This window comes from Martinezella tropici (assembly GCF_008370325.1).
Taxonomy (GTDB): Bacteria; Pseudomonadota; Alphaproteobacteria; order Rhizobiales; family Rhizobiaceae; genus Rhizobium; species Rhizobium tropici_B.
In genome coordinates, this window is the sequence record NZ_VNIP01000003.1 from 599,893 (window position 1) to 617,579 (window position 17,687).

The window sequence follows — 17,687 nt, forward strand, 5'->3', positions numbered from 1 at the left end:
ATGAAATTCGTCAGGCGGTTCAATGCCGCCGTCCGGCAAGCCGGACGGCGGCGCGGCCTTACTTCTTGGGAAGATATTGATCGGGCATCGGCGAACCCGGGAACCACTTCTCATAGAGTGTCTTCCAGGTGCCGTCCTGCATCGCTTCGTGCAGCGCCTTGTTGAGCGCCAGCCGGAAGGCGTCGTTGCCCTTGTGGACGACGAAGCCCGCCGGGGCGTCGAAGGACGGAATGTTCACCGCAATCTTCAGCCCGGGATAGCGTTCGCCATATTGCTTGGCCGCCTCATAATCGAGGAAATGTGCATCTATGGTGCCGTTGTTCAGCGCCGCTACGGCCGAATTGTTGTCCGGGAATTTGACGAGATCGGTGCCAGTGAAGTTCTTCGTGGCATAAACTTCCTGCAGCGTACCCTGCACGACGCCGAGACGCTTGCCCTTGAGGCCGCTTGCATCCTTGATCGAGGCATCGGAGGTCAGAACCGAGAGATAGCCGGCGAGATAACCGTCCGAGAAATCGACCGTCTTCTTGCGTGCCTCGGTGGTTCCGATCGCCGCGACGGCGACATCGAAGCGCTGGTTGGCCACCGACGGCAGCAAGGCCGAGAACTCCTGGCCGGTAAACGTCACCTTATCCTTGGGAAAGCCTATGCGGGAGACGACGTTCAAAAAGAGTTCGATATCGAAACCGGTGAATTGCCCATCGGCCGTCGCGAACGTGTAGGGCTTGGAATCTCCCATCGTGCCGACGCTGATGACGCCCGGATCGATCAGATGATAGGGATTGTCGGCGGCGACCGCCGGGCCGACGCTTGCTGCTACGAGGTAGGCCAGCACGCCTGCGCGCAAAGGCGCGGCAATGGTCGAGAATATACGGCATATGTTCATGTTCGTTCTCCGCTCTGAAGGATGCTCTTATCGGCATTCATGCATGCGCGTCCGCATCCCTGCCTTTAGATCGGCGAGGGAATATCTGGACAAGAGACCGGTCTCATATATAAAGAGACCGGTCTCAATCGATATTTGTTAACTTGAGATTGACCGTCCGTCAACAACTCTTGTAGTCGTCATTGAATGGAAGAGCCCCTCATACCGAAACGCTCCGTGACCGTCGCCGACGTTGCCAGGGCAGCAAATGTCTCGAAGGCCACCGCCGCGCGCGTGCTCGGCGGCTATGGTGTCGTCAGCGACAAGGTTCGCGAGCAAGTGCTTGCCGCCGCCGCGGCGCTCGAATACCGGCCGAACGAACTTGCCCGCAGCATGACGACGGGCAAATCCGGTATCATCGGAGTTGTAGTCGGCGATATCGAGAATGCCTTCTTCAGTCTGGCCGTCAGAGGCATCAGCGACGTCGCACGCATGGCCGGCTTCAACGTGATCATCGCCAATTCCGGCGAGGAGCTCGATGCGGAAAAGTCGGCGGTGGACCTGCTCATCGGCAAGCGCGTCGATGGGCTGATTGTGACCCCGGCGCGCTGCGACCGGATGGAACATCTTCAGGACATACACCGCGTCGGCGTGCCGCTCGTTCTCTTTGACCGAAGCATTCCGGAACTCGGCGTCGATGCTGTCACGGGCGATGATTTCGACGCGGCCATGATGGCCACCCGCTATCTTCTCGACATGGGGCATCGTCGGATCGCCTATATATCCGCCATGGATGCAGAGGGTGAATTCCTTGGCGATAGCCGCAGCATTTCCAATTCGGCGGTGCGCGAACGGGTGGAAGGCGTGCTGAAGGAGCAAGCCGACGCCGGCATAAGGAAGGCTCGGCACTACGTGCGGCTCGGCGCCACCGACCAGCCGAGGACGGATGGTGTCGTCGAGCGCCTGCTGCAGGACGCGGCACCGCCAACCGCCCTCATCGCTTCAGACAGCCTCGTCGGCCTTAGAGTTTTCAAGTCTCTGCAGACCCTGGGGCTGTCCATACCGCGCGATATCTCGATGATTTCCTTTCTGGATGCCGATTGGACGACCGTCACGACGCCGCCGATCACCGTCATCGACCAGCCGGTCTACGAGATGGGCAAGAAGGCGGCCGAACGGCTGATTTCACGATTGAACGGCAAGGGCATGCTCGTGGAGCGCACCGCCATAAAAACAAGCCTCATCCGGCGCGGATCGGTCGCCTCGCTGCCTCTCAGCGACCAGTAACGCGCCATATCGCGAGTGGTTGGGAATGCCCGAAAATCGTCGTCGCCGTCGACGAAGGTGATAGGGAGAGCACAACAAACCATGACAATAGACACGGCCCCAATTTCAATCCGCGTTCTGCCTGTCGTAATTCAAGCCTGACAAACTGCGGTGGCGGATGCGATGAAACAAATTGATTTCAGAGATGTTTGACTCCGATAGAAAAGGAGATCGACATGACAGCGCCGCGTAAACCAAATCCATCATCCCGCGAAGAAGACTATCGCGATTATGAAGACCGGGACTTGCGTGAGGGTTGGTCGTATTCGGATGCCGACGGCGATCCTGTAAAGCCCAGGCCCGACAACACGGGCTACGGCGATACACCGGCCAATTTCGACGAAGATCCGAGCTCAGGATTTACAAAGGATACCGCCGATGCGTCGGGGCGTGAGGACAGGATCGATACAACCGCGCCTTTGCCAGCAAATAGAATTGACGACGACCAACTGGAAGCGCAGATCACGGATCGACTGGAAGAGATCGGCGAGGTCGATGTCGACAGCATCGAAGTGCGGGCCGTCGATGGGGTTGTCACGCTGGAAGGCCGCGTCGAGACAATTTCGCTGCTGCGCCACCTGGAAGCTATCGTTTTGTCGGTACCTGGCGTCGCGGCCGTGCGAAACAATCTCGAGACGATCGCCGTCGATTCTCATATTTCCGATGGGGATTGAATTGGAACGGCTCAATCGTAGCGAGACTTAATCTGGATACGATCGTGTGAAAACACTGCCCCATATCTCTTCGATACTTTGATCATTGCATCGCTGCCGAGAACAAGGCAGCATATTCTTCCCCGGCACAGCAGCAGAACTTTAGATTTCGCATTTTTCCGAATTGCTACTATCGCCGAGGGATGCGGGGCAAAGGAACCGACACCGCAATGGTGACGCGTGCGCAGCAAATTGGCGTCGTTATCGGCCTGGCCATCGTCACGGCACTGACGATCCTTAGGGCGAGCGATCCTCAGTTGCTAAGGCTTGCCCGCGATTTGACATTCGACCAGTATCAGCGCCTGGTGCCCCGGACTTTCGAGAACCAGCCCGTCCGCGTCGTCGACATAGACGAAGCGTCCTTGCGCGAGTTCGGTCAATGGCCTTGGCCGCGAAACCGGATTGCCGCCCTCGTGGACAGGCTTTCCGATATGGGCGCGTCCGCCATCGCCTTCGATTTCCTTTTCGCCGAGCCCGACCGCCTGTCGCCTCGCAATGTCGTTCGCGACGTCACCGGCATCGACCCCTCGCTGCTGGGCAAGCTCCCTGATAACGATGAGATTTTTTCCCAATCGCTAGCGGGAAGGCCGGTGGTTCTGGGCTTCGGCCTCTCCAACGAGGGAAACTATCTGCCGCCGGTCAAGGCAGGGTTCGCCTATACCGGCGAAACTCCCTTTGGTGCACCGCCGGCAATCAAGGCGGCGACGCCGCTGCAGCCGCAATTGCAGGCCAATGCCTCGGGCCTCGGTCATATCAGCCTCAATCCGGGCGCATCGTCGGCGGTGGTGCGCGCGGTTCCGCTTTTCCTTAGCGACGGCAAGCAGCTCTACCCCAGTCTTGCACTCGAAGCGCTCCGCGTCGCACAGGGGGCCTCCACCTATGTGCTCGACGCAGCCCCGAACACGCCGAATACACTGACCCGGGTGAAAATCGGGGATTTCATCGTGCCGGTAACGGCAGCAGGAGAGCTCTGGCTCTATGTCAGTCCCGACACCGCGGACCGATATATTTCGGCAGCGAAGGTACTTTCGCCCGGAGACGCCTCCGCCGATATGAAAACGGCCATCGAAGGCAGCATCATTTTTGTTGGAACCTCTGCCTCCGGTCTCCAGGATGTCCGCACCACAGCGCTCGGCGAGAACGTGCCGGGTGTCTCCATTCATGCGCAGATCGTCGAGCAGATACTGTCAGGCCGCTTCCTGTCCCGGCCGGATTGGGCAGACGGGCTGGAAATCCTGTTCATCGCCATTTTGGGCAGCCTTCTGGTGATCCTCACCACTTTCGTCAATCCGGCCGTCGCGCTTGCCTGCGGCCTGCAGATTACCCTCCTTGCCCTTGTGGCCTCCTGGTTTGCCTTCCTTTATGGTGGTTTTCTCTTCGACCCGCTGGCACCGATCGTTGCCGGATCGATCACGCATTTCGCCGCGACGGCATTCCGCTTTCTCGTGACCGATCGGGAACATCGCGACGTGCGGCGGGCTTTCGGCCACTATCTCTCGCCATCGCTGCTCCATCGCATCGAGCATACGCGCAACGCCCTGCGCCTCGGAGGCGATGAACGCGAGCTGACGGTCATGTTCGTCGATGTGCGAAACTTCACCCAGATCAGCGAGGAGATGACCCCGAGTGCCGTCGTCGCGTTTCTGAACACGCTGCTCGATGCGCTGAGCTACCATGTCATCGCCAATGACGGAACGCTCGACAAGTTCATCGGCGACTCGATCATGGCCTTCTGGAACGCTCCTGTCGATGTCGCCGATCATGCCGGCAAGGCGATCCGTGCGGCTCTCGGCATGCGGGAAACGCTCGCTCGCCTCAACAAAAGCGACGCATTCGGTTTCGGAGACGAGCGGCGGGTCGGAATAGGGATCGGCATACATACGGGGCTTGCCTGCGTCGGCAATATGGGGGCCGAGACACGGTTCAATTACTCCGCGGTCGGCGACGCCGTGAACATTGCCGCGCGTATCGAATCCGCCTGCAAGGATATCAATTTCGACATTCTGGTATCCGAACCGACGGCAAGCCTGCTGCCCGATTGCGCTCTGCTCGAAGCCGGAGCGCTGACGTTGAAGGGTAAGAGTATGCGAACCAACCTTTTTGCGGTTGTCGGCGATGCGCGCCTGGCAAGATCCATCGAATTTGTCGAACTTCAGTCCATGCACAGGCAGCTTGTCGCCGCTCTCCGAACACGCTCGACGAGCAGCCGCAAACTCGTCAGCGCGGCGAAACTCAAAGCCCAGGCCGTAGCAACAGGATTATTGCAGGGCTTTTACAGCCAGATTTCGCGCCGGGCCGGACATTTCGCCGACGAAACTCCAGAGAAGGCGGCCGACATCTAGCTGATTTGATAGCCATCCTCCGCGACGCACAGCACTATCGATGGTGATGCCCGCCACGGTGATCGCCATGATTGCCGTCATCGCCTTGGCTGTCCTGGTTGTCTCCGTCATGATCACCCCATCCGTGATCACCTCTGCCATGATGGTCGTGATGCTCATGATGATCGTGATGCTCGCCTTCGTCGCCATCGCGCTCGTGCGGTTTTCCTGATTTGTCGGGCGTACTTGGCGGATTTGAGACACCTGGCGTGCTGGGAGTTTCGTGCGGTGTGGCAGGCGCCTCGGCGCGTGGCGATTCCTGGGGGCTGGGTGCGCTCGGCGTATCGTGCGGCGCCGGTGCAGGATTATTTGCCGGAGCGCTGCGCGGAGAGACCCCGTTGGGCCGATCTTTCATCGCCGTCGACAGACCGCATGCGCCACCGCCGGCAAAACTCATTCGTCCCGAAAGCTGCTGATCCCCGGACAGGAACGGCAAAGCTCGCTGATTGCCGAGGGTTTTGAGGATATCGCGGTTGACCCGGCGCGGATCACTGACCTGGCCGTTGCGTTTTGCAACGATACAGTCGCATTGCTGCTTCAACTGCTTGCAGCCGCCGGCACCGCAGAATTGCGCGGCGCCGCTCAACAGAACGACCGCTGTAGTGCCGTTGGCCCCGACATAGAAATCAAATACCGTCCCGCGCACACCGATCGTTCCGGCAGGAGTGACGATCTGATAGGCCGAGTGGTTCGAATTTCCGCTCATCCAGCGAAAAGTGCCCTTTGCCGCATTTACGGTAAGCTTTTTGACCGAGCCAGAGTCGTCGAAGACGAATTTGTCGATGACAACAGAAGAGCCGGCTCCGACAGCCAGCTTCGTGCCATCTCGAAAGGTGAACTGTCCAAGACCGGAAAGGGAGGTACGAATTCGCTCGTCCCGATGTACAGGATCATCGACCGCGAGCGGACCGCCTTCGCCCGTAACTTCGGTTTTGATCAGCACCGCCTGGCCGACCTTCTCGGCGGCTCTCGAAGACAATGGCGCGAGCAGCATGACGCTCAGCGCAATGGTTGCGGCGCGAGGTAGATACAACATCCCACCCTCCAGGCATACTTATGTTTTACCATAGAATACCATCGAATGTCGTATCATCCTTTCTGAGTATAAATGGCGTAGGCTGATTTATTATCGGCCTGGATCCCATCGAAATGGACGAATTCTACCGTTGGCACTATCATTGAAGCTTCGATGCCGGTCGCATCTTCCATCTTGCTTGACAGAAAACCCACCTTCGGATCATGCGCGATATTTCGACGAAGTTACTGCGTTCGAAAACTGACAATGGAACAATTTCGGACGCGTTACGTTTGAGGCAGATGAAAACGCAGCACGCCATTGCCCGTACCGGTAAAATTCTTCAATTCAACTCCGCTCAAGTCCACATCCTGGAAAGTGGCAATGTCACGGGGCGTCCCGTCGTCGTTTTGCACGGATGCGGCAGTCTCGCCCAGGAGGTTCTTCTTCCTTTTGAGAACAGCACGCACCGGCTGATTGCGGTCGACCGCCCTGGTTATGGCCATAGCACCCCCTTGCCAGAGGGCGAGCGCGGCGGTTTCGGGCAATCGGTCTGGCTCGAGCATCTCTTCGGGTTCCTCGACATTAGAAACGTCGTCATAGTGGCGCATTCGATAGGCTGCGCGCCTGCTCTCCATCTTGCCGCGCGAAGGCCGGATCTATTGAGCGGCCTGCTGCTCATCTCTCCCTGCTGCCGACCGGTACCGTTCAAGCCGCTCATCATGCTCAGAGCCGCCTCAGCTCCGATGATCGGCGCTGTATTTTACCAGCAGGTGATCAGCCGCTGGCCCGGATACTTTGTCGAACGCGGACTTCAAGCCTCGTCGTATCCGAACCCCGTCCCGGCCACGCTTGCAAATTTGCCCGCACCTCATCTGCTCAACCCAATTTCGATCCGGTCCATGGCGGACGAGCTTCGGGTATTCAATACCGATATGCAAAGTCTGACGACACTTCCCGCGGATTTGCCGATATCGGTCCTGTTCGGGCTCGCCGATAAGATTATCGATCCCGCCTGGCACCTGGAATGGATCCGGGGAAAGCACCCCGCTCCGACCATCAAGCTGCTGAATGGTGTTGGTCACATGCCGCATCACATTGCGCCCGACTTCGCGCGGACGATGTTGAGCGACTTGGTCAGTGTTGCAGACACGGGTTCCGGCATCAGGCCGCTCGACATCGCTTCAATCGGTGGGAAGCGCGCTCATGCCGGCTTTCGTCAGCAGCTCACAGCCGGTTAAACCTTGTTGCATCCGGTACAAAAGCATAAGAGAAGACGGAGAATATCAAACCTCCGCATCCGACCGGCTTGATCTGGCGCCGACTGACCGCTAGGTTGCCGTCGCAATCAAACTGTATAGATACGGGGGACTGGCATGCCGACTGGTAAAGTTAAGTTTTTCAACAGCGACAAGGGTTTCGGCTTCATCGCACCGGAATCGGGAGGAGCTGACGTGTTCGTGCATGTCTCCGCCCTGCAATATGGCGATGTGCTCAAAGAGGGGCAATCTGTTTCCTATGATCTCGGCCAGGATCGCAAGACCGGCAAGTCGAAGGCAGAAAACGTCAGACCGCTCTGACGAAATCAGACACAGCACTATCCAATACATGGGTCGTGTTGCGGCGTTCCCAGCCATGTCGACCGGCATGAATTGCGCATGCATGGTGTAAGACCAAGCAGAAGCGCATGGGGCTATGCAATTAGTGTCTTTCCTTGCATTTGTGGAGTTGCGCTCCGCAAATGCAAGGTTGATAGGGGCAACGCTCCCCCTTGGAAATCCTAGAGCTTTCCGCTTTCCTTCGAAACGCGAAAACGCTCTATCCTTTTGTTGTTACGCAATTCCGGACGGAAAACCGCTTCGCACTTTTCCTGGAATTGCTCTAGTTGGTCTTGCGAGCACCGTTGCCGCTCACCTCCGAGCAAGTCGTCATCGATGAGCGCTGCTTATCTTGCGTGCTTGCCGGATGCCTTCATTATGCGGCTCCCTCGCCGATTTCCATGTAGCGTGCCAATGCCAGAGCGGCATTCAACATGTGCTCGCGCATGATCAAAACCGCTTCCGTTGCATCGCCGCGCATCATTGCACGCAAGATCGCCTCGTGTTCAAGAAATGAAGCCGCCAATCGCTGCGGTTGGCGCAGCTGCGTTCTGCGGAATGGCAGGAGCCTTGCCCGAAGCCGCATCAGTTCATCGAACAGAAACTCGTTGTGCGCACTGCGATACAATGCTTCGTGGAAGGACAAATTGAGCTTGTCGTATTGTTCGAAGTCGTCCGCTTTCGCCGCGAGTTCGGAACGCTCGTGAATATCAGCCAGAACGGCGCGTTCCATGCCCGTTATCCGATGCGTTGCCAGACGGACGCACATGCATTCCATCTCTGCGGTCACTTCGAACATCTCCATCAGCCGCGGCAAGGTCAGCGGCAGGACCGTTGCGCCGCGTCGCGGGCGAATCTCAACCAGGCCGATCGCCTCCAGCTGGCGCAGAGCCTCCCTCACCGGCGTGCGGGAGGCGCCAAAGCGGCTGCTCAGCGTTGCTTCGTCTAAACTTGTGCCGGGCCTTATGGCGCCGGAGGAAATCTCATCCATCAGCACCAGTTTAATGCGCTGGCCGATCGATCCAGCTTCGTCAAATTCCGTCATTTCAAACCTTGCTTCCGATTTGGCGGGAAACCATTCAGTTTTACACCATCCAATTCGACAGATAGCAATCACCGTGCAACATCAAGCCGCGTGCTGCATGTTCATCACACCCATTCAGCCCCCTACGATTGCCCGTACGGCAAGATAAAGGATGGAAGGTGCAACAAGGCAGCCCAGCCCCGTATGAAACGTCGCCGTCAATGCGCCGTAGGGAACGAGACGACGATCTGTCGCCGCCAAACCGCCCGACACGCCGCTGACGGTTCCCATCAGGCCGCCGAACACCATGGCGCTGCGGGGATTGTCGAGACCGATCGCCTTGGCCACGATCGGTGTTCCGACCATGACAAGGACGGCTTTGAAAACACCGGTCGCGATGGACAGCGCGATCACAGCCGAGCTTGCACCCAAAGCCGCTCCCGTCACAGGTCCCACGATGTAGGTAACGGCACCGGCGCCGATCGTCGTTATGGATACGGCATCCGTGTAACCGAAGGCGACGGCGAGCAACGAGCCGACGATGAACGGAAGAACCGTGCCGAGGCCAAGGGCAAGCGCACCGACAGCGCCAGCCTTGCGTGCTTGGCCGACATCAACCTCAAAGGCCGTGGCGACGATTGCGAAATCGCGCAGCATGGCTCCGCCCATCAGGCCGATGCCGCTGAGGATGGGAATATCCACCACTCCTTTTTCACCTCCGGTCCACAGGCCAGCGGCAAAGGCCGCGGCGAGCCCCAGAACGATTGCGATAGCCGAGCCGTGGACGCGGCCGAACAGGATATGTTTCGAAATGGCGTTCGATAGCCACATGACCAATCCAACGATCGCAAACGCGGTGAGCAGGCTGTTGGCGGTCAAGCCGTGTTTCAGGATCTCCATGAAAGCCTCCCTCAGGCCGCGTTGCCGGAGGTGGCAAGCTCACCCCTAGCCCTCGCTTCGATTTCATCCATCGTTTCGCCTCGCTCGCCGATACGGCTCATCAGCGCGACGGTCGCGAAGCAAACGAAAACCGTCACGATCCCGGCAATCAGCACCAGCGGTCCGCTGCGCGCAGCCACGAGCACGTTCTGCTGAGCCGCCATGGCGACGACGATCGGAATGTAGAGAGCTCCCCAGAACTCGACACCGAGTTTGAGCGGAAGCGTCAACAAGCCCCGTCTGCTCAGCCACAGCCGCGTGGCGATGAGCAGGATCATGGCAATGCCGACACCGCCGACATTCGCCTTCACGCCAAGCGCCACCCCCAGGAGATCGCCGAGGACGCTCCCCAAGAGGGTGCAAAGGGCAAGCATAGCGACACCCGAGATCATCATGGACGCGCCTCCCCGCATGCGCACCCGAAGAAATACAAGATCGACATTTGTTCTCCTCCCATGAATACAAAAATGCCTGATATTGATTTAAAAATACACATTATTGCGTTTTTGGCAATTGTATATATAGTGAGCGCATGAAAACGCTCTCTTGCGCATACAAAGGGCAATTGAAATGCGAGATTGGAACACAAAGGGTCGCGACAGGCAGGCACGTCTCGAAGCCGGCCAGCGTTTCTCTGCCGGCAAGCTTGTCGATCCGCAGCGCCTCGTCGCTTTTCTGGAAGCGATCCTGAAGCCCGGGGATCGAGTTTGCCTTGAGGGCGACAACCAGAAGCAGGCCGACCTGTTGGCCCAGGCGCTGTCTGAAGTCGATGTCGCCAGGATACACGACCTGCATATGGTACAGTCGGGCGTGGTCCTGCCGGAGCATCTCGATATTTTCGAAAGCGGCGTCGCCCGTCGGCTCGATTTTTCCTATTCCGGCCCGCAGTCGGCCCGCATCGCGCGCATGATGTTCGGCGGCCAGATCGAACTGGGTGCCGTTCACACCTATCTGGAGCTCTTCGCCCGCTACTTCATTGATCTGACGCCGCAGGTGGCGCTCATCGCGGCGGTCAGCGCGGACAAGGCGGGAAACCTCTACACCGGACCGAACACGGAAGACACGCCAACAGTCGTGGAGGCGACGAGCTTCGGCAAGGGCCTGGTCGTCGCTCAGGTGGGCGAGATCGTCGATCGCGTGCCGCGCGTCGACATTCCCGCCGATCAGGTTCATTTCGTGGTGGACGCCAAGCGCCCCTTCTACGTGGAGCCGCTGTTCACGCGCGACCCCGCGGCCATTACCGAAACGCAAATCCTGACGGCGATGCTGGCTATCAGGGGACTGTATGCGCCCTATGGCGTGCGGCGCCTGAACCATGGCATCGGCTTCAATACGGCGGCCATCGAGCTGCTGCTGCCGACTTACGGCGAACGGCTGGGATTGAAGGGCAAGGTCTGCACGCATTGGGCGCTGAACCCTCACCCCACTTTGATCCCCGCCATCGAGGCCGGATGGGTGGAACAGATCCATTCCTTCGGCTCCGAAGTGGGTATGGAAGACTATATGCAGGCCCGCCCCGACATTTTTTTTACCGGGCCTGACGGCTCGCTGCGCTCCAATCGTGCCTTCTGCCAGACCGCCGGACTTTATGCCTGCGACATGTTCATCGGCTCGACCCTGCAGATCGACCTTTCCGGCAACAGTTCGACCGTGACCGCCAGCCGGGTCGCCGGTTTCGGCGGCGCTCCCAATATGGGATCGGACGCGCGAGGCCGGCGCCATCCGAGCGAAGCCTGGTTGCGCGCCGGCCAGGAAGCCGACCCTGCCGCGGCTACCCCTGCCCTGCGCCGTGGACGCAAACTGGTCGTCCAGATCGGCGAAACCTTCGGCGACGGCATGGTGCCGATGTTCGTCGAGCGACTGGCCGCTCTGGATCTCGCCGACAGACTGCAGCTCGATCTCGCTCCTGTCATGGTCTACGGTGATGACGTAACCCACATCGTGACGGAAGAGGGGATCGCCAACCTGCTGCTGTGCCGTGACAGGGACGAGCGGGAGCAGGCGATCCGGGGGGTGGCCGGGTACACCGAAGTCGGCCGCGCTCGGGACCGCAAGATGGTGGAGCACCTGCGTCAGCGCAAAATCATCCAGCGTCCCGAAGACCTTGGAATAGATCCATTAGATGCCGATCGCAGTCTGCTTGCTGCCCATTCCATCAAGGATCTGATGCTTGCCTCCGGCGGCCTGTACAGACCGCCTTCCCGTTTCCGCAATTGGTAAGGCCGATGCCATGGAAAATCTGCTCTATGAACTGAAATCGACGCAGACCGGCGGAACCCGCGCCCTCGCTCTGGTGGGCGTCGTCGCTTCGGGTAACCTCGAAGTATTGCTCGAACGACGGGAGGCGCCCGATCGGTGCGTCATCGAGATCGCGACGCCGGCCCATGGTTTCAGTGAGTTGTGGGCAGCGGTCACCGAGGATTTCGCGGCACGCTCCGCCGCCGGCGGTCTGCGTATCACGATCAATGATGGCGGCGCACGACCGGATATGGTGGCGCTGCGCCTGGCCCAGGGCGTGCGGCTGATGGAGAAGCCAGAATGAACAACCCTCACAAGCTGCGCCGAAGCTGGTATGAAGAGTCCGCCCGCGGCCGGTTGCTGCATCTGCTCGATGCCGACAGCTTCACCGAATTCCTAGGTCCGGAACGGCGGGAGACGAGCCCTCACCTTGCGCTCTTCGATTTGCCCCGCCAGTTCGACGACGGCATCATCGTCGGTGCTGGCCATATCGACGGCCGCCCCGTGCTGGTGGCCGCCCAGGAGGGACGCTTCATGGGTGGCGCCATCGGAGAGGTGCACGGCGCCAAGCTAACGGGCCTGCTGCATGCCGCGGCTAAGATGCGGCGGGATATCCTCATTCTCTTCGACACGGGTGGCGTGCGCCTGCAGGAGGCCAATGCCGGTGAGCTGGCAATCTCCGAAATCATCCGCGCCGTGCTGGAGGCGCGATCCGAGGGCGTGCGCGTCATCGGTCTTCTTGGCGGCCGGGCGGGCTGCTATGGCGGCGGCAGCCTGATTGCCGGCTGCTGTTCGGCGCTCGTCATTTCCGAGCAAGGGCGCCTGTCCGTGTCCGGACCGGAGGTCATCGAAACAAACAAGGGCGTGGAAGAATTCGACTCCCGCGACCGGGCGCTCGTCTGGCGAACCATGGGCGGCAAGCATCGCTACCTGATTGGCGGAGCCGATGTCTTTGTCGAGGACGGTATCGCCGCTTTCCGAACCGGCGCGATTGCGGCGCTGCAACGGGCGGCCACTTTGGACCAGACGGTGCTAGAAGCGGAACAGACTCGCCTCGAACATCGATTGCGCCAATTTGGCGATGCCCATGACGCGATCGAGATATGGGCGCGGCTGCAGATTGAGGACCCCGGGCAAATACCGGAACGGGACATCGAGTCTTTCCTCCCTACAGCCAATATCCATCGGGAGAGCGCCGATGCAGCTCGCTGATATTCTGTCCTCACTCTTTCCGGCCGGCCACGAGGTGACGCAGGCGGGTGGGCTCATTACCGGCTGGGGCCGGTCGGATCAACAAAATCGGATCGATCTCATCGGCATTGCCGGCAAGACCTATCCGGGCGTCGATGAGGCGGTGACGCTGGCCGCGCATATCCTTTCGGTCGCTCGGCGGCCGGATAGCTCGCCCCTGTTGTTCCTGGTCGATTCCGGTAGCCAACGGATGAGCCGACGCGACGAACTCTTAGGTCTCAGCGAGGCGCTGGCGCACCTGGCGAAAGCCCTATGGCAGGCGGAGCGTGCCGGACATCGCACGGTCGGCCTTCTCTATGGGGGCAGCGCTGCAGGCGCCTTCATTGCCACCGCGTTGGCCTGCGGATCGCTGGTTGCCTTGCCCACCGCCTGGCCCGAAGTCATGGACCTGCCATCCATGGCCCGAGTGACCAAGCTGCCGCTCGCCACGCTGAAAGAAAAGGCCGAGACAACACCCGTCTTCGCGCCAGGCCTCGATAATCTTCTTGCGACCGGTGCCATAGCGGAAGTCTGGAATCCGGCCGTCTCATTGAACGCTCAACTCGCAGCTTTTCTCGCCAAGCCTGTTTCCAGTGATCTGCGGGCACGATTGGGCGCCGATCGGGGCGGCCGGCCGAAGGCCGCCATGATCGCGGCCGAAGTAGAGCGGTTGGCTCTGCACCATGATTGATGTCGCTGCCCTCCGTCGCCACGATCTTGCCTATGTATGCTCCGAAGCATGGCCCGGTCTGCTGCGCGGCCAAATCGAAGTGGAAATGGAGCCCGATCTGCTGGCATGGGCGGCATTGGGACGACCGGCAATTTTTCGTCGCCGGACCTGCAGCGACCTAACGGACACCCTACCCTTGGGGCTGCCCCTTCCTCCGGACATGGGACGCAGACGGCTTGCTCTTTCCTGCCCACCAGCCGCCGTGATACGGACGACGCCTCCTCCTCTGTTGAGGGATGTGCTGCCCGCGGCACCGGCGCGATGGCGCCCGACCATTGGCGCGCTTTTGGAGGCAGTCCCCTCGTGTCGCTGTTTCGGAAGTCTGGCCTGGCAATACCTGACCGGCCTTTCCTATCTGACCGGCACGTCCGATCTCGATCTTTTGGTCGAGTGCCGCTCGAGCATGGATGCGGCACGCGCAGCAGCCTTGCTCAACGCTGTTGCCGAACGCGCGCCGATGCGCATCGACGCTGAATTGATCACGCCATCCGGCGCAGCCGTGCAGTGGCGGGAATGGGTGGCGGGAAATCCGGAGATCTTGATCAAATCCCATACCGGATCGGCCTTGATTGCGCGGGAGGCGCTTTTCGCATGACGTTTCCGTTGCTGGCCGAACCACATCCCGTCGCCGTCAAGCATTGCGATCCCGCGCTGATCGGGCGGCATGCCGCTCGAGCGCTCATGCTGGAGGTGGAAACCTGGCCCAAGCCAGGGTTGGTCAGCCACATCGACAACGGCGCTCACGCCGACATGGATGCTGCTCTCCTGCGCCTCAGCGCCCGGACGCTGGAGCCGTTCTTCATCGCGCTTGCCGAGGCGGGCACGATGGATGCCGGCATGGATTGCCTGCGCCAAATCGGCATGGAAGCGGAAAAGGCAATGCGGGATGCGACCGGCGGAGTGAACACCCATCGCGGCGCCATCTTCGGCCTCGGCCTGCTGGCGGCGGCGGCCGGCTTGGCGGCGACTTGCGCCTGGCAGGCGCCGCTCGGCGCCCTTGTCGCGCTGCGTTGGGGGCCTGACATCCTCAACAAGGCGCCGGAGCATGACAGTCACGGCAGCGTGGTGGCGCGACGCTATAGTGTCGGCGGCGCGCGGGCCGAAGCTGCCGCCGGCATGCCGTCCGTCTACGATATTGCCCGCCCAGCGCTTGCCAAAGGGCGGCGCCTGGCCATGGGTGACGAGGAAGCAGCAAGGGTCCATGCCTGCATGGCTCTGATCGCCGTAGTCGACGACAGCAATCTGCTTTATCGTGCCGGCTCGGAAGGGTTGAATTTCGCGCGTAAGAAGGCCCGCGCCTTCCTGGCGGATGGTGGGGTCGGACGGGCGAACTGGCGGTGGGATGCCAAAGCCATTCACGAGGCATTCGTTGCTCACAACCTCAGCCCGGGCGGCTGTGCCGATCTGCTTGCCATGGCGCTATTTACAGAGGTGATGGAATTGTGACCCTCGCGCTGCTCTGCTCGGGCCAAGGTCATCAGAATCGGGAGATGTTCGGGCTCCTGGCGACGGAACCCGCTGCACAGCTAGTTTTCGAGGCCGCGACCGCCATGCTTGGCACCAACCCGACGGACTTCTGCCGGACTGCAGCCGAGACCGCCTTGCATGCCAACCGCGACGGCCAGATCCTATGCGTGACGCGTGCGCTTGCGATTGCGCGTGCCCTTTTCCCGGGCGGCGCGCCAAGCACAACGATAGTGGCCGGTTACAGCGTTGGCGAAATGGCGGCGTGGGGGGTGTCCGGCGTCTGGTCGCCCATGGATACTTTGAAACTGGTCGATCAGCGGGCACGGGCAATGGACGCTGCAGGCGGGCCGGATGATGGGCTCGGCTATGTGCGTGGCTTGCCGCAGGCGGCCGTGGAACGGCTCACCGCTCGGTTCGGTTGCGCGATTGCCATTGTGAACCCGGATCTCCTGTTCATCGTCGGCGGCGATCGACGTTCGATCGCCGCGCTCTGCACGGCTGCGCTGGAGGAAGGTGCGGCGCGTGCCGCCCCGATGATAGTACATGTCGCCTCCCATACATCGCGGCTTGCCGGTGCGGTCGCACCGTTTGACAATGCGCTCGCCTCGGTGGCCATGAACCGCCCGACGCTGCGTCTCATGACCGCCAGCGGCGCCACTCTCGTTGCCGATCCGCATCGCGCTCGGAAGGGTTTGGCACGGCAGGTGGCCGAGAGGATCGATTGGGCCGAGGTGATTGAAGCCTTGGGGGAACGTGGCGTAACCGCGATCCTCGAACTTGGGCCTGGCCGAGCTCTGGCGGAAATGGCTACTATCGCCTTACCTGCGGTCAAGGTGCGCGCAGTCGATGATTTCCACACCCTCTCGGGCGTCAAGTCCTGGCTGGCTGCCCTTTGAAATCAAAGCCTTATCACAGCCGATAGTATGACTTTCATCGATCTCGGACTGCCACGCGCAGCACTTGGTTGCCAATCTCAGGCTTCAAGAGGATCTTCCGCGTCTTCAACGAGTGAGCGCGTTCGCTAGCCAATTCGCCGCATGCTCCGCCGCAGGCTTTCGGCGTGTTTTGGCAGGGAGCAGAACATAGTACCGGTCCTCGGTGGGCATCTCGGCCACGTCCAGGACGACGAGCGTGCCGTCATCCAGAAAGGTCTGGACAAGAAGACGCCAGCCCAGCGCGATCCCCTGCCCCGCGCGTGCAGCCGCGATCGCCTCGGTATAATGGTTGAAGCGAAGATGCGGCTTTATCCGCAGAGCACGACCCGTCTCCTCCACCCATTGCGGCCAGGACAGCCATGATCTGTCATGCACGTCTGTCTCTATGAATTCGTCGATTTCGCTGAGCTCACCGGACAGACGCCGCCGCAGATAGTCGGGCGAACATACGGGGACGACAAAGTCCTCCTGGGAGGCAACCACCTTCGCGTCGGCGAACGGCGGCCTCCCGTAACGAATGGCTATATCGATGCCACCTGCGTCGAGATCGATCCTGGCATCCTGCGAGACGACCCTGATCTGCACGCCCGAATTCTCCCGCCGGAACTCCGCCAGGCGGGGAAGAAGCCAGAACGAGGAGAAGGCGACCGTCGCGCCGATGGTCACGACGTCCTGCTGGGAGAATCTGACCGCATCGAGCGTGTCCGCGATATTCGCGAAGCTCTGAGCGAGCGTCGTTCCCAGGATGAGGCATTCCGCGGTCGGTTCGATGGCGCGGTGTTTGCGCACAAACATCGGCAATCCCAGTTCCTCTTCCAATGCCGCGATCTGGCGACTGACTGCTGCCTGAGTGACACCCAGCTCAATCGCGGCCGCGGTGAAGCTTCTGTGCCGCAGAACGGCCTCAAGCGTCATCAATGCCGTCAGAGATGGGATACGACGCCGAAAGTTCATTCAAGCATCCCTAGCATTACATAAAGTTATGGATCGTTGAAAATTAATGCCGTTGAAGCCTATGAGATGCAAGAGCAAACTGACGGCCATCGAACCATGAGGGGTTATCATGCTAACCAGGCTTCCATCTGATATCTCCGCACTTCTTGAAGCCCGCGCCGATGGTCATTCCCTGCCGGCCGGCCTTTATACGCGCGAAGACGTCTTCGAGGCCGACATCGATGTCTTCTTCCACAAGCACTGGATCTGCGTCGGCCTTGACTGCGACGTTC

At 60.3% G+C, this 17,687-nt stretch carries 18 protein-coding genes and 1 pseudogene; 13 read left to right on the forward strand and 6 right to left on the reverse strand.

Annotated elements, in window-relative coordinates; all coding sequences use genetic code 11:
• Positions 1-58: 58 nt before the first annotated feature.
• Entirely contained in the window at positions 59-886 is an 828-nt protein-coding gene (locus FP026_RS05620; RefSeq protein WP_149633627.1) for an ABC transporter substrate-binding protein, read from the reverse strand.
• 186 nt (positions 887-1,072) lie between these two features.
• On the opposite strand from FP026_RS05620, the gene FP026_RS05625 reads away from it, so the two are divergent.
• From FP026_RS05625 to FP026_RS05635, 3 genes are all read left to right on the forward strand, one after another.
• Positions 1,073-2,152, forward strand: coding sequence for a LacI family DNA-binding transcriptional regulator (locus FP026_RS05625; RefSeq protein ID WP_149633628.1), 1,080 nt, complete (start codon positions 1,073-1,075; stop codon positions 2,150-2,152).
• A gap of 215 nt (positions 2,153-2,367) precedes the next feature.
• Positions 2,368-2,865: a BON domain-containing protein gene (locus FP026_RS05630; protein ID WP_149633629.1), complete on the forward strand. Its 498-nt coding sequence runs from the start codon at positions 2,368-2,370 to the stop codon at positions 2,863-2,865.
• 209 nt (positions 2,866-3,074) lie between these two features.
• Positions 3,075-5,246: a CHASE2 domain-containing protein gene (locus FP026_RS05635; protein WP_281408576.1), complete on the forward strand. Its 2,172-nt coding sequence runs from the start codon at positions 3,075-3,077 to the stop codon at positions 5,244-5,246.
• 34 nt (positions 5,247-5,280) lie between these two features.
• Here FP026_RS05635 and FP026_RS05640 read toward each other — a convergent pair whose 3' ends face one another.
• Positions 5,281-6,321 (reverse strand): FecR family protein, encoded by a 1,041-nt coding sequence (locus FP026_RS05640; protein WP_149633630.1) that lies wholly within the window; start codon positions 6,319-6,321, stop codon positions 5,281-5,283.
• A 203-nt stretch (positions 6,322-6,524) separates the two neighbouring features.
• Here FP026_RS05640 and FP026_RS05645 point away from each other — a divergent pair, with 203 nt between their 5' ends.
• Both FP026_RS05645 and FP026_RS05650 read left to right on the forward strand, forming a co-directional pair.
• On the forward strand, positions 6,525-7,541 hold the full coding sequence (locus FP026_RS05645; RefSeq protein WP_432444090.1) for an alpha/beta fold hydrolase: 1,017 nt from the start codon (positions 6,525-6,527) through the stop codon (positions 7,539-7,541).
• A 135-nt stretch (positions 7,542-7,676) separates the two neighbouring features.
• Entirely contained in the window at positions 7,677-7,880 is a 204-nt protein-coding gene (locus tag FP026_RS05650) for a cold-shock protein (protein ID WP_149633631.1), read from the forward strand.
• A gap of 394 nt (positions 7,881-8,274) precedes the next feature.
• Here the strand turns inward: FP026_RS05650 and FP026_RS05660 are convergent, their stop codons facing one another.
• From FP026_RS05660 to madL, 3 genes are all read right to left on the reverse strand, one after another.
• Positions 8,275-8,943 carry a GntR family transcriptional regulator gene (locus FP026_RS05660; protein ID WP_149633633.1) on the reverse strand — a complete coding sequence of 223 codons (669 nt, stop codon included), beginning with the start codon at positions 8,941-8,943 and terminating at the stop codon, positions 8,275-8,277.
• A gap of 114 nt (positions 8,944-9,057) precedes the next feature.
• Positions 9,058-9,822 (reverse strand): malonate transporter subunit MadM, encoded by a 765-nt coding sequence (madM, locus tag FP026_RS05665; protein ID WP_149633634.1) that lies wholly within the window; start codon positions 9,820-9,822, stop codon positions 9,058-9,060.
• An 11-nt stretch (positions 9,823-9,833) separates the two neighbouring features.
• Positions 9,834-10,256 carry a malonate transporter subunit MadL gene (madL, locus tag FP026_RS05670; protein ID WP_149633635.1) on the reverse strand — a complete coding sequence of 141 codons (423 nt, stop codon included), beginning with the start codon at positions 10,254-10,256 and terminating at the stop codon, positions 9,834-9,836.
• 175 nt (positions 10,257-10,431) lie between these two features.
• Here madL and mdcA point away from each other — a divergent pair, with 175 nt between their 5' ends.
• The 7 genes from mdcA to FP026_RS05705 are packed head-to-tail and all read left to right on the forward strand — an operon-like array spanning position 10,432 to position 16,422.
• Positions 10,432-12,081 (forward strand): malonate decarboxylase subunit alpha, encoded by a 1,650-nt coding sequence (gene mdcA, locus FP026_RS05675; RefSeq protein WP_149633636.1) that lies wholly within the window; start codon positions 10,432-10,434, stop codon positions 12,079-12,081.
• A 10-nt stretch (positions 12,082-12,091) separates the two neighbouring features.
• Positions 12,092-12,403 carry a malonate decarboxylase acyl carrier protein gene (gene mdcC, locus FP026_RS05680; protein ID WP_149633637.1) on the forward strand — a complete coding sequence of 104 codons (312 nt, stop codon included), beginning with the start codon at positions 12,092-12,094 and terminating at the stop codon, positions 12,401-12,403.
• Positions 12,400-13,311: a biotin-independent malonate decarboxylase subunit beta gene (locus tag FP026_RS05685; protein WP_149633638.1), complete on the forward strand. Its 912-nt coding sequence runs from the start codon at positions 12,400-12,402 to the stop codon at positions 13,309-13,311. The genes mdcC and FP026_RS05685 overlap by 4 nt, the downstream gene beginning before the upstream one ends.
• On the forward strand, positions 13,298-14,020 hold the full coding sequence (locus FP026_RS05690) for a biotin-independent malonate decarboxylase subunit gamma (RefSeq protein WP_149633639.1): 723 nt from the start codon (positions 13,298-13,300) through the stop codon (positions 14,018-14,020). Before FP026_RS05685 ends, FP026_RS05690 begins: the two co-directional genes overlap by 14 nt.
• Positions 14,013-14,654, forward strand: a complete 642-nt coding sequence (mdcG, locus tag FP026_RS05695; protein WP_149633640.1) for a malonate decarboxylase holo-[acyl-carrier-protein] synthase — start codon at positions 14,013-14,015, stop codon at positions 14,652-14,654. Before FP026_RS05690 ends, mdcG begins: the two co-directional genes overlap by 8 nt.
• A complete protein-coding gene (gene mdcB / locus FP026_RS05700; protein ID WP_149633641.1) occupies positions 14,651-15,505 on the forward strand; it encodes a triphosphoribosyl-dephospho-CoA synthase MdcB in 855 nt (284 codons plus the stop codon). The genes mdcG and mdcB overlap by 4 nt, the downstream gene beginning before the upstream one ends.
• A complete protein-coding gene (locus FP026_RS05705) occupies positions 15,502-16,422 on the forward strand; it encodes an ACP S-malonyltransferase (RefSeq protein WP_149633642.1) in 921 nt (306 codons plus the stop codon). The genes mdcB and FP026_RS05705 overlap by 4 nt, the downstream gene beginning before the upstream one ends.
• Positions 16,423-16,527: 105 nt before the next feature.
• On the opposite strand, the gene FP026_RS05710 is transcribed toward FP026_RS05705, so the two are convergent.
• Positions 16,528-17,415 (reverse strand): LysR substrate-binding domain-containing protein, encoded by an 888-nt coding sequence (locus FP026_RS05710; protein WP_149633643.1) that lies wholly within the window; start codon positions 17,413-17,415, stop codon positions 16,528-16,530.
• A 109-nt stretch (positions 17,416-17,524) separates the two neighbouring features.
• Between FP026_RS05710 and FP026_RS05715 the strand changes: the two are divergent.
• Positions 17,525-17,687, forward strand: a pseudogene (locus tag FP026_RS05715) (aromatic ring-hydroxylating dioxygenase subunit alpha); the annotation flags it as partial.